Annotated in this window: 11 protein-coding genes and 1 pseudogene; 1 reads left to right on the top strand and 11 read right to left on the bottom strand. The window is 71.9% G+C overall.

Annotated features, from left to right (window positions below; all coding sequences use genetic code 11):
* Window positions 1–30 precede the first annotated feature (30 nt).
* The 7 genes and pseudogenes from ACFVIU_RS28325 to ACFVIU_RS28295 form a co-directional block, all read right to left on the bottom strand.
* Window positions 31–672, bottom strand: coding sequence for a lactate utilization protein C (locus ACFVIU_RS28325; protein ID WP_385845940.1), 642 nt, complete (start codon window positions 670–672; stop codon window positions 31–33).
* A complete protein-coding gene (locus ACFVIU_RS28320; RefSeq protein WP_385845939.1) occupies window positions 669–2162 on the bottom strand; it encodes a LutB/LldF family L-lactate oxidation iron-sulfur protein in 1494 nt (497 codons plus the stop codon). The genes ACFVIU_RS28325 and ACFVIU_RS28320 overlap by 4 nt, the downstream gene beginning before the upstream one ends.
* Complete coding sequence (locus ACFVIU_RS28315; protein WP_385845938.1) at window positions 2159–2899, bottom strand: (Fe-S)-binding protein; 741 nt, start codon at window positions 2897–2899, stop codon at window positions 2159–2161. The genes ACFVIU_RS28320 and ACFVIU_RS28315 overlap by 4 nt, the downstream gene beginning before the upstream one ends.
* A 52-nt stretch (window positions 2900–2951) precedes the next feature.
* Window positions 2952–3956: an aldo/keto reductase gene (locus ACFVIU_RS28310; RefSeq protein ID WP_385845937.1), complete on the bottom strand. Its 1005-nt coding sequence runs from the start codon at window positions 3954–3956 to the stop codon at window positions 2952–2954.
* A complete protein-coding gene (locus ACFVIU_RS28305) occupies window positions 3953–4711 on the bottom strand; it encodes an SDR family NAD(P)-dependent oxidoreductase (protein ID WP_385845936.1) in 759 nt (252 codons plus the stop codon). Before ACFVIU_RS28305 ends, ACFVIU_RS28310 begins: the two co-directional genes overlap by 4 nt.
* Window positions 4708–4923: pseudogene (locus ACFVIU_RS28300) on the bottom strand (fuconate dehydratase); the annotation flags it as partial. The gene ACFVIU_RS28305 and the pseudogene ACFVIU_RS28300, both read right to left, overlap by 4 nt.
* A gap of 98 nt (window positions 4924–5021) precedes the next feature.
* A complete protein-coding gene (locus ACFVIU_RS28295) occupies window positions 5022–5873 on the bottom strand; it encodes a fumarylacetoacetate hydrolase family protein (protein WP_385845989.1) in 852 nt (283 codons plus the stop codon).
* Window positions 5874–6152: 279 nt separating this feature from the next.
* Between ACFVIU_RS28295 and ACFVIU_RS28290 the strand changes: the two genes are divergently transcribed.
* On the top strand, window positions 6153–6854 hold the full coding sequence (locus ACFVIU_RS28290; protein ID WP_385845935.1) for a FadR/GntR family transcriptional regulator: 702 nt from the start codon (window positions 6153–6155) through the stop codon (window positions 6852–6854).
* A 56-nt stretch (window positions 6855–6910) separates the two neighbouring features.
* Here ACFVIU_RS28290 and ACFVIU_RS28285 read toward each other — a convergent pair whose 3' ends face one another.
* From ACFVIU_RS28285 to ACFVIU_RS28270, 4 genes are all read right to left on the bottom strand, one after another.
* Window positions 6911–8143, bottom strand: a complete 1233-nt coding sequence (locus tag ACFVIU_RS28285; RefSeq protein WP_385845934.1) for a hypothetical protein — start codon at window positions 8141–8143, stop codon at window positions 6911–6913.
* An 80-nt stretch (window positions 8144–8223) separates the two neighbouring features.
* A complete protein-coding gene (locus ACFVIU_RS28280; protein WP_385845933.1) occupies window positions 8224–9492 on the bottom strand; it encodes a sensor histidine kinase in 1269 nt (422 codons plus the stop codon).
* Window positions 9483–10136, bottom strand: coding sequence for a response regulator transcription factor (locus tag ACFVIU_RS28275; RefSeq protein ID WP_385845932.1), 654 nt, complete (start codon window positions 10134–10136; stop codon window positions 9483–9485). Before ACFVIU_RS28275 ends, ACFVIU_RS28280 begins: the two co-directional genes overlap by 10 nt.
* A 68-nt stretch (window positions 10137–10204) precedes the next feature.
* Window positions 10205–11281, bottom strand: coding sequence for a sodium-dependent transporter (locus tag ACFVIU_RS28270; RefSeq protein WP_385845931.1), 1077 nt, complete (start codon window positions 11279–11281; stop codon window positions 10205–10207).
* Window positions 11282–11322: the final 41 nt, after the last annotated feature.

Below are 11322 nucleotides of genomic sequence, written 5' to 3'. Positions count from 1 at the left end.
TTCGGGATCGCGGACATCGGATGTGTGCGGCTACGCGCCCTCCACCACGACGATGTCGAGGGTCCTCGGCCCGTGCACGCCCTCCACCCGGTCCAGTTCGATGTCGCTGGTCGCCGAGGGGCCCGAGATCAGGGTCAGCGGACGGTACGGGTCCAGGCGGTGCAGCGCCTCGGGCACGTCGGGTGCGATCTGATCGGCTCGGACCACGCAGATGTGCTGGTCCGGGAGGAGCGTCAGGGCCCGGCGCCCCTGGCCCAGGCCGTGGTCGAGGGCCACGGTGCCGGTGACGGCGATGGCCACGGCGACCGTGGTGAGGACGGCGTCGGCCGCCTCGAGCTGTCCGACGGTCAGCGGCGGGACGTCCGCCGGCAGCGACCAGGGCCCGTCGGGGACCAGACCGTCGGGCAGCCCGGGCGGCACCACCAGGGACCGGGCTCCGGTACGGGCGAGCGCGTCAGCGACGGCGCCCGCGGCACCGGACGCCGGAACCCGGACCACCGTGGCGCGGTACTCGGCGGCACGCTCGGCGAACAGCCCGACGATGTCCTCTCCCGCGTGGTCGGCGCGGCAACCGTGCGGACCCGGCCGGTCATCGGGACGCTCGGAGCCGGGAACACCGGACAGCGCCCCCCGGACCGCGCTCAGGACCGTCTCGCGGTCGTTCCCCGTCATCGCTTCCCTCCCGCCGTCGTACGGCCGTCTTCGCGGGTGGGCGTTCTGGTACGGCGCCACCAGGCGCGCAGCGACTCCCGGGCCGGGGCGGGTGTGTCCCGGGTGGCGGACCAGCGGGCGAGCGGGCCCGGCAGGGCGCCGATCCGGCCGTCGCGCGCCACCAGCCGGGCTCCCAGGGCGGCCAGCCTCTGGGCCGCCGACAGGCGCCCGGGGGAGGACAGGACGGCGCCGGCGGCCTTCATGGCGAGCGCCTCAGGGGTGGGCAGCAGCCGGTCGCGGCGTCTGGCCTCCACCGCCTCGGCCCGCAGGTGGACCAGCACCTCGGGAATGTTGATCTTCACGGGGCAGGCGTCGTAGCAGGCACCGCACAGAGTCGAGGCGAAGGGCAGCGAGGCCGCGTTGTGGACGCCGACGAGCTGCGGGGTGAGCACGGCGCCGATCGGGCCGGGATACACCGAGCCGTAGGCGTGGCCGCCGGTGCGCTCGTAGACCGGGCAGACGTTCAGGCAGGCGGAGCAGCGGATGCAGGACAGTGCCTGGCGCCCGACCTCGTCGGCGAGGGTCGCGGTGCGGCCGTTGTCGAGGAGGATCAGATGGAAGTTCTGCGGACCGTCGCCCTCGGTGATCCCCGTCCACAGCGAGGTGTAGGGGTTCATCCGCTCGCCCGTGGACGAGCGCGGCAGCAGTTGGAGGAAGACCTCCAGGTCGGCGAAGGACGGCAGCACCTTCTCGATGCCCATGACGGTGATCAGCGTCTGCGGCAGGGTCAGGCACATCCGCCCGTTGCCCTCCGACTCCACGACCACGACCGTGCCGGTGTCGGCCGCCGCGAAGTTGGCGCCGGAGACGGCGACCCTGGCGCGCAGGAACTTCTCCCGCAGATGGAGCCGGGCGGCCTCGGCGAGGTCGCGGGGGTCGTCGGTGAGTTCCTCGGGAGCCGGCCTGCCCCGCTTCCCCATCTCCCGGCGGAAGATCTCCCGGATCTCGGAGCGGCCCCGGTGGATGGCCGGCACCAGGATGTGGGACGGCCGGTCGCCGCCCAACTGCACGATGAGTTCCGCGAGATCGGTCTCGTTGGCGCGGATGCCCGCCTTTGCCAGCGCCTCGTTGAGACCGATCTCCTGGGTCGCCATCGACTTGACCTTGACGACCTCCTCCTCGCCGGTCTCCTTCACCAGCGCGGTCACGATGCGGTTGGCCTCGGCGGCGTCCGCCGCCCAGTGGACGACTCCGCCCGCGGCGGTCACCGCCTTCTCCAGGCGCAGCAGATGGTGGTCGAGATGGCGCAGGGTGTGGCGTTTGACCGCGGCGGCCGTCTCCCGCAGGTCCTCCCAGTCCGCCAGTTCGGCGGTGACCGCCAGCCGCTTGTCCCGGATGGTGCCGGTCGCCCGGCGCAGGTTCGCCCGCAGCCGGGTGTCGGCGAGCGCGGTGCGCGCCGCCTCGGGGAAGGCCGGGGTGCCCAGCCATACGACGTTGTCGGCGCCGCTCACCGTACGTCCCCTTCCGTGGAGGCCAGGATCTCGGCCAGGTGCAGCGTGCCGACGCCGGTACGCAGCCGGGACAGACCGCCGCCGATGTGGGTGAGGCACGAGTTGTCGCTCGCGCACAGGAACTCGGCACCGGTGCCCTGCACATGGCGCATCTTGTCGGCGAGCATGGCGTTGGACACCTCGGAGTTCTTCAGCGCGAAGGTGCCGCCGAAGCCGCAGCAGGACTCCGCGGCGGGCAGTTCGACGAGGTCGATGCCCTCCACCGCGCGCAGCAGCCGCAACGGCCGGTCGCCCACCCGCAGCATGCGCAGCGAGTGGCAGGTCGGGTGGTACGTGACACGGTGCGGGAAGTAGGCGCCGACGTCGGTGACGCCGAGAACGTCGACGAGGAGTTCCGACAGCTCGTACACCCTGGGGACCACGTGCTCGACCGCCTCGGCGAGGGCGGCGTCCCCGTACTGGGAGGCCACCACGCCGTGGTGGTCGCGCACCATCGCGGTGCAGGACCCGGAGGGGGCGACGACGGCGTCGTAGCCCGCGAAGACCTCGGCGAAGCGGCGCACCATGGGCAGGGTCTCGGGGCGGTAGCCGGTGTTGAAGTGCATCTGACCGCAGCACGTCTGGCCTTGCGGGAACTCGACGGTGTGGCCGAGCCGTTCCAGCAGCAGGGTCACGGCCTGGCCGGTGCGCGGGAACATCGTGTCGTTGAAGCAGGTGATGAACAGCGCTATGCGCATGGCAGCCCCTGCCGAGCGGTGTGGGCGCGGACCTTGCTGTGCAGGGAAATGCTCATGACGGCTCCCACGTGGCCGTCGGCACGGGGGTGTTCACGTCCAGCAGGCCCTCGGCGCGCAGTTCGTCCCACAGGACGTGCGGGAGGGGGCGGCGCAGCTGTTCCACCGTGTCGCGCACCTCCTCCGGCGACCGTGCGCCGGTCAGGACGCTCGCCACCGCGGGGTGGCCGAAAGGGAAGCGCAGGGCGGCGGCCCGCAGCGGCACGCCGTGGCGTTCGGCGACCGCCAGCAGCCGCAGCGCCCGGTCGAGCACCGGCTGCCGGACAGGCGCGTAGTCGTAGGTGGCGCCGGGCCGGGGCGCGGTGAGCAGCCCGGAGTTGAACACGCCGCCGATGACGACGCTACGGCCGCGGGCGGCCGCCTCCGGGAGCAGTTCGGTGAGCCCGTCCTGGTCCAGGAGGGTGTAACGGCCGGCGAGCAGCACCACGTCGATGTCGGTCTCGCGCAGGAACCGGGCGGGCAGCGCCGACTGGTTCATCCCGACGCCGATCGCCCCGATCACGCCTTCGGCGCGCAGCCGCTCCAGCGCCGGGTACGCCTCGCGCAACGCCTGCTCGGCGTGGTCGTCCGGGTCGTGCAGGAGGGCCACGTCGACGCGGTCGACGCCGAGGCGTTCCAGACTCGCCTCCAGGGAGCGCCGTACCCCGTCGGCGCTGAAGTCCCAGACCCGGCGGTGGGTGGCCGGGACGGCGAAGCCCTGGGCGAGGTCGTCACCGGCCGCGCCCTCCGGATGCGGCACGAGAAGCCGGCCCACCTTGGTGGAGAGGGTGTACGCGTCCCGGGGGCGGCCGCGCAGTGCCGCACCCAGCCGCCGCTCGGACAGGCCGAGACCGTAGTGGGGTGCGGTGTCGAAGGTGCGGATGCCGGCGTCCCAGGCCGCGTCCACCGTGGCATGGGCGGCCTCCTCACCGACCGGCTGGTAGAGGTTGCCGAGGGCGGCACAGCCCAGCGCCAGCTCCGAGACCGGTACCGCGCTGCCGCCCAGCGTGGTGGTTCTCACGACCCCTCCACCGGACGCAGCCGCAGTCCCTGCATGCCGCCGTCCACCGCGAGGGCGGTGCCGGTGACGGACGCGGCGGCCGGACTCGCGAGGTAGACGATGGCCGCGGCGACCTCGTCGGCGGTGACCAGGCGTCCCATGGGCTGCCTGGCGTTGAGGGCGGCGCGCTCGGCCGCGGGGTCGTCCGCGGCGTCGAGGAGCCGGGAGACCCACGGGGTGTCGGCGGTGCCGGGGTTGACGCAGTTGACGCGGATGCCCTCGCGGACGTGGTCGGCGGCCATGGCGAGCGTCAGGGAGAGGACCGCGCCCTTGCTGGCGGAGTACAGGGCGCGCTGCGGCAGCCCCGCGGTGGCGGCGATGGAACAGGTGTTGACGACCGCCGCGTGGGACGAGCGTCGCAGATGGGGCAGGGCGGCGCGGGTGGTGCGGACCATGCCGAGGACGTTGACGTCCAGCACCCGGTGCCAGTCCTCGTCCGGGTTGTCCTCGATGGTGCCGATGGCGCCGATGCCCGCGTTGTTCACGAGGATGTCCAGGCCGCCGAGCCGATGGGCGGCCTGTTCCACGGCGGCGCGCACCGAGGCGTCGTCCGTGACGTCGGCCGTGATGCCGAGCAGCGGTGCGGGGGCTGGGTCCGGATCGAGGTCGAGTACGGCGACCGCCGCGCCGCGGTCCGCCAGCGTGCGGGCCGTGGCGAGCCCGATGCCGGAGGCGCCGCCGGTGACGACGGCGCGGAGCCCTGAGAGATCGGTCATGCTGTCCCACCCTGTGCAGCGCGGTCGGCCACCCGGAACGAGCCGTCCGGGTAGCGGGATGCGGTGATGGACTCATTCTTCATGGTGGCGGAGAAGCCGGGCGCGAACGGCGCGGTGTAGTGGCCGTCGCGCAGCACCACCGGCGTGGTGAAGTGCTCATGGGGGTGGTCGACGAACTCGATCACACGGTTCTCGGTCGTACCGGACAGCGCCGGCTTGATCTGGGTGAAGCCGTCGGCGACGTACCGGAAGTCGGCCGTTTCGACCGCGGTGATCCGGGCGGAGGTTGCCGTCACGAGGGCGCTGCCCCTCACGCCTCGGCGAAGGTCTGGCGCTGGCTGCCGAGGCCGTCGACGGAGAGTTCGACCGTGTCGCCGGGGCGCAGGAAGGGGGTGCCGGGGAGACCCAGGGCCACGCCCGCAGGGGTACCGGTGTTGATCACGTCACCCGGCTCCAGGACCATGTACTGGCTCAGGTACGACACGATGTGGTCGACCGGGAAGATCATGTCGCTGGTGTGGCCGTCCTGCCGCTTCACGCCGTTGACGCTCAGGTGCAGTCCGAGGTTCTGCGGGTCGCCGACCTCGTCGGCGGTGACCAGCCAGGGGCCGAGGGGGTTGAAGGTCTCACAGGACTTGCCGAGGTCCCACTGCGACGAGTACTCCAGCTGGAACTCCCGCTCGGAGACGTCATGGCTGATCGCATACCCCGCGATCACGTCCCGCGCGGCCTCGGGGCCGTCCAGGTAGCGGGCCCGGCGGCCGATGACGACCGCGAGCTCGACCTCCCAGTCGGTCTTCGCCGAGTGACGGGGAATCAGCACCTGGTCGTACGGGCCGACGACCGTGCCCGGGTCCTTCATGAACACCACCGGGCGGGCGGGGATCGCCGCGCCGGTCTCGGCCGCGTGGTCGCGGTAGTTCAGGCCGATGCAGACGATCTTGCCGGGGCGCGCGAGGGGTGCGCCGATCCGCAGACCGTCCGCGTCCAGCTCGGGCAGCTCTCCCGCCATGACGGCCGCGCGGGCCCGGTCGACTCCGCCGGACGCGAGGAAGGTCCCGTCGATGTCGTGGGTCACGGAGCTCAGGTCCAGCAGCCGGCCGTCGTCGGTGCGGACGGCGGGCCGCTCCTGTCCGTGGGCTCCGACGCGTAGCAGTTTCACCGGGCAAGCCCCCCTGGTCATCGGATGCATGGCGCACCGCGACCTTAAGATGCGGCTGTCACTGCTGGCAATGGATTCATCGGGTGTATTTTCCTAGCCGTGCAGCCCGGGCATCTGATGGTCGCCTCTCTTCGTGGGGGTGACTCCTCGATATCCGAGATACATCGGATGAATGGCCCAAAGGCGTGGTCGGATCGTCATCATCGTCGCCCTGATAACCTCCCGAACCGGGCCCGGCGGGGCTCGCCCCACTCATCCCCGGCACGGAGAGGCCTGCCCGTGGCACTGACGGACGACGCGATCGACAAGATCAAGTCAATGATCGTCAACGGCGAACTCGCGCCCGGCTCCCGCCTGCCCAAGGAGGAGATCCTCGCCGAACAACTCGGCCTGTCCCGGAACTCCCTGCGCGAGGCCGTTCGGGCGCTGACCGCCATGCGCATCCTGATCACCCGTCAGGGCGACGGCACGTACGTCTCCAGCCTGGAGCCCCACCTCCTGCTCGAGAGCCTCTCCTTCGCCGCCGACGTCTCCCAGGGCCGGACGGCTCTCCAGCTGCTCCAGGTACGCCGGCTGCTCGAACCGCAGGCGACAGGACTGGCCGCCGCGCTCCTGACACCGGAGGACCTCCAGGAACTGCGCGACATCCTCGACCGGTCCCGGACCGTCGCCACCGTGGAGGAGTTCGTCGCCCACGACACGGCCTTCCACCTCAGAATCGTGGAAGCCGTCGGCAATCCCGTCCTGTCGATGCTGCTGCAAGTGCTCTCCACCCGAACCCAGCGGGTCCGCATCGTCCGCGGCATCAAGACCCGGGACGCCCTGGACAACGCCCACCACGACCATGAGCAGATCCTCGCCGCGCTCCAGTCACGCGACGCCCTGCTGGCCGCTTCCGCCGCGACCGTCCACATCACCGCCGTGGAGCAGTGGCTGGCCGCCAGCCTGACCGACGCCCCCTCGGGAGCCGCCGAGGAATGACCAGGCCCGGCCGGGTGGGCCGGCCGGGCGCTGCGCGGTCTGTCAGCCGATGTCCGTCAGCCCATGTCCGTCAGGAGGGCCTTCAGTTCCTTCTCCTGCTGCGCGGGCGACATCGGCGGGTTCGAGTGGTCGATGCCGAAGGTCTTGAGCATCTTGTCCATCTGGGCGTCGATGGAGTCCCAGCCGGTTCCGTCCAGCGGCTGCAGCGAGTCCTGATCGGCGTCCCACAGGTCACGCAGCTTCTGGGCGGCCGCATGGGCTCCGGCCGCGTCCCCCGAGCGTGCGTCCTTGAGCGAGGTCGACGCGAGCTTCTTCAGCGCGGCGACCTTGGCGGGCGGGAACTTCTTCACCGCCTGGCCGGGAGCCATCTGGACGGCGGAGGTGTTGTCCTCCTCCGGCGCCGGACCGACGTGCGGCTGGCCGTGGGCCCAGACCAGCAGGCCCACGGTGGCGACGGCGAGCAGTGCGAAGCAGCCCAGCGCGATGCGCTCCTTGCGGGGATCGCCGGCGGCCGGTGCGGCGTGGGTGGCCTCGTGGGTCTCGGCCACGTCCGAGCGCGTCACCGTCAGGTAGACCACCGTCGCCAGGATCAGACCCAGGAAGATCAGGCTGGTGGTGAAGGTGCCCAGGTCGAGACCGGTCGGGTCGCCCGGGCTCTGGGCGACCTTGGGGGAGGCGAGCCAGTCGCCGATGTTCGCGCCCAGCGGGCGGGTCAGGATGTAGGCGAGCCAGAAGGACAGCACCGGGTTCGCGCCGAACTTCCACAGCAGCGTGATCGCCGCGATGAGGCCGAGCGGCAGCAGGACCGAGACTCCCGGGCTCCAGCCGGTGAGTTCGAGGGTCCAGTCGCCGGTCGCGGTGCCGAGCGCGAAGGTGACGAGAACGGCCAGCCAGTAGAACGACTCCCGCGGCAGCGTCGTGACCGAGTGGATCGAAAGGGTGCGCTCGCGCAGCCACCACACGCCGAAGACCACCGCGAGCAGCACCGAGAAGACCGCGGAACTGATCCACAGCGGCACGTTCAGCTGGTCGGTCAGGATGTCGGTGTAGAGGGTGCCCGTGACGCTGACAACGACCACGGTCAGCCAGTAGGGGAACGGAACGTACCGCTTCAGCCGCAGCTGGACGGCCAGGACCACCGCGAACACCGCGGTGAAGATCCAGGCCGTGTTCACCAGGCCGACGCCCAGCTTCATGTCGATCCAGTCGGCGAAGCTCTCACCGACGGTCGTGCACAGGACCTTGATCACCCAGAACCAGATGGTGACCTCGGGAACCTTGTTGAGCATGAGACGCCCGCTGCGTGGGCGTGCTTCCGTTGTCGTTGTCATGCGGGGAGGTTTACGCCGGGAACCTGCACATAACCTGACTACGCGGTGGCACCGGCGGCCGGGAGCGTCACCTCGACGTGCCCGCGGCCGTCCGCGATCGCGCGCACCTCCGCACCGGCCGAGGCGGCGATGCGCCGGACCACCGGCAGCCCCAGCCCGTACCCGTCGCCGCCGGTCACCCCCGCTACGAAGACCCGGTCGACGTCCGCGGGATCGAATCCGGGGCCGTCGTCCAGGACATCCACCACCACGGCCTCGCCCTGGTTGCGGGCGGTGATCCACACCCGGGACTTCGCATGCCGCAGGCCGTTGTCCAGCAGGGGGGACAGCAGCGACACGGCGACGTCGGCCGCGACGGCGACCTCGACCTTCGCGGGGAAGGCGACCTCGACCGCGCGGCCGGCGATCGCCTGCCGCGCGGCGGAGCGCAGGTCGCACCGGGTTCCCTTGTCCGTCCGTGCGCGCGCGGCGCGCAGCAGCGTCGTGATCGCCGCATCGAGGCGGTCCACCTCGCTCAGCACCGCCTCCGTCGGCACCGGCTCGCCGGACAGCTGCGCCAGCTGCGCCTCGGCCCGCAGGACCGTGAGCGGTGTCCGCAGCTCGTGGGCGATCTCGTCGGTGAGCCGGCGCTCGTCCGCCAGCGCGTTGTCGACGCGCTCCAGGAGGTGGTCCAGGGTCCGCCCCAGTTCCCCGAACTCGTCGCGGGGGACCCCGAGGTTGAAGCGGCGCCCTGGTTCGTGCTGGCCCCAGTCGTCGGCGAGGGCGGCCATCTCGTGCACGACCCGCAGCGCGCGGCGCACCACGAGGTGGGCGACACCGCCGGCGAGCAGGATCGTGAGGCCGCCCAGTATCAGGGACAGGGCCAGGCTGCGCTGCTCGGATGTCTCGTACGGCGTGAGGTCCACCCGCACGATCACCATGACGTGATGGCCGTGGACCGGGACCTTCCGCGCGTACAGGAGGTAGTCGCCGACCGTCGCGGTCTGCGGTCGCCCGGAGTCCGCGAGCTGCTCGACGCGGTTGACCAGGCTCGGCGGGACGTCTCCGTCGATCAGGCGGCCGTCGGCATACACCCAGGCGACCTCGTCCAGCGCCTCGCTGCTGTTCTCCGTCAGTACGACGCGGCCGCCCACGGTGGTCACGTTCGCCGCGACCGCCTCGGCGCGCGTCCGTGCCAGATCGTGCGCGTCGGCGTCGGTCACCCGGCTCAGCAGCACATGCGAGACGACGACCAGGATCGCGACCACGGCGGTGGCGATCAGCACGGTGAGGGCGACGACCCGCTTACGGAATCCCGTCACTGCCATCGGTAGCCCACACCGCGCACGGTCGCCAGCCGCTCGGCCACACCCAGCGGACCGAGCTTGGCCCGCAGCCGGCGCACATAGGAGTCGAGGGTGTTGTCGCTGACCTGCGCCCCGTGCGGCCAGCCGGCAGCGATGAGGGCGTGCCGGCGCACCGCGTCGCCCTGCGAGGCGATCAGGCGGCCGAGCAGCCGGAACTCGGTCGGGGTCAGGCTCATGCTCGCCGCATCGTAGGTCACCACGTGCTTCGCCGGATCGAGGACGACCTCGCGCGGTGCGGGCGCCACGGTGGCCCGGCGCAGCAGCGCCCGGACGCGGACCAGCAGTTCCGGGATGTCGAAGGGTTTGGTCATGTAGTCGTCGGCGCCGGCCTCGAATCCGCCCACCTTGTGATGCAGTCCGTCCAGGGCGGTGAGCATCAACACCGGCGCGTCGACGCCGCGGGCCCGCAGGGCCAGGCAGACGTCGCGGCCGTCGGCGTCCGGGAGCCCGAGATCCAGCACGACCAGATGAGGCGCCGGTGCGAGCTGCCGCAGCAGGCTGTCGGCCGTGGCGGCGACGGAGACGGTGTGCCCGTCGTGCTCCAGGGCGCGCTTGAGGACGCCACGGACCGCCGCGTCGTCTTCGCACACCATGATGAAAGCCACGGGCCGACCCTAGATACTCCCGGCCCAGTTCTCCATCTTCCCAGGTCAACCGCCTGACGGCCGATGTTCTAGGCGACCGGACGCCACACCGCGGGAGGCCGGACCCGTACGACTCGGCTGGCGGCCGTCTTCTGGAGCAGGCCGTAGGCGAGGACCGGGAGCAGCAGGTGTGGCTTGTCCGGGAGCACAGAGGTGATCAGTACGGCGCCGGCGCTGCTGTTGTTCATGCCGCAGGCCAGGGTGAGCGAGGAGGCGGCGGGCGGGTCCAGCCGCAGCAGCCGCGCGGCGCAGCGGCCGAGCACGAACGACAGATGGCAGACCAGTGCGGCCACGACCAGCGCGGCGCCCAGCAGCAGCGGGCGTGGCCGAGCGACGAAGGAGCCGAGGGCGCCGCTGGCGTTGACGTACGTCAGGACCAGTGAGCCGGCCAGCGCCACCGGCACGACCGTGCCCAGCGCCCGGCCGAGCGACGCCGCGGGCAGGGCGAGCCGGACCAGGATGCCCGCCGCGCAGGGCAGCACCACGCCGACGAAGGTGAAGCCGCCGCCCGCAAGGTGGACACTCGCGGCGAGCGAGCCGGCGTATCCGCCGCTGAGCAGCGGAGCCAGCAGCTCGATCACCAACGGTGTGGTGAGTGGGCTGATGAGGGTGGAGGCGAGGACCAGGCCGACCATGGTCGGCTGGTCGCCGTCGCCCTTGCCGGTCCACACCGTGGCGCCGGCCGCGACGGGCATCGCCGTGATCAGGATCATCGCGGTGACCAGGCCGCTGCCGCCGTCGGCGTCGGGCGAGGCGTGCAGCAGGACCACGATGAGCGGGATGACCAGCAACGGGATCGCCAGGTGCAGCGCGAGCCCGGCGAGCAGTGCACTCGGGCGCCGCAGGACTCGGACCAGCTCACGGACGGGGACCTGGAGTCCGGAGGAGAACATCACCAGCCACAGCAGGCAGGGTGCGGTGGACACCGGCAGTCGGATCAGTGGTCCCAGCGGCAGTGCGTGGGGGTGGCGCAGCCACAGGCCGGGGCCCGGTACGAGCAGGGCTGCGGCGTAGCACAGGACGACGGCCCGGCCCAGCCGGCGCCGCAGCCAGGCGCTCGCACGGTCAGTGGGCGCCGGTGTCGCGGTGGGGGCTGGTGCGTGCATGGCGGTCTTCTTCCGTCGTGGGGGCAGGGGCGGGACGGAAG

It is taken from the genome of Streptomyces sp. NPDC127190, assembly GCF_042672505.1.
In the GTDB taxonomy this organism is placed as follows: Bacteria; Actinomycetota; Actinomycetes; order Streptomycetales; family Streptomycetaceae; genus Streptomyces.
Note: the sequence above shows the minus strand (reverse complement) of the source record. Positions and strands in the feature narration are given on the sequence as shown.

Coding starts and splice junctions, on each gene's coding strand:
- ACFVIU_RS28270 (WP_385845931.1), bottom strand. CDS start 11,281: ATGCACGCACCAGCCCCCACCGCGACACCGGCGCCCACTGACCGTGCG.
- ACFVIU_RS28285 (WP_385845934.1), bottom strand. CDS start 8,143: ATGCTCAACAAGGTTCCCGAGGTCACCATCTGGTTCTGGGTGATCAAG.
- ACFVIU_RS28305 (WP_385845936.1), bottom strand. CDS start 4,711: ATGACCGATCTCTCAGGGCTCCGCGCCGTCGTCACCGGCGGCGCCTCC.
- ACFVIU_RS28325 (WP_385845940.1), bottom strand. CDS start 672: ATGACGGGGAACGACCGCGAGACGGTCCTGAGCGCGGTCCGGGGGGCG.
- ACFVIU_RS28315 (WP_385845938.1), bottom strand. CDS start 2,899: ATGCGCATAGCGCTGTTCATCACCTGCTTCAACGACACGATGTTCCCG.
- ACFVIU_RS28280 (WP_385845933.1), bottom strand. CDS start 9,492: ATGGCAGTGACGGGATTCCGTAAGCGGGTCGTCGCCCTCACCGTGCTG.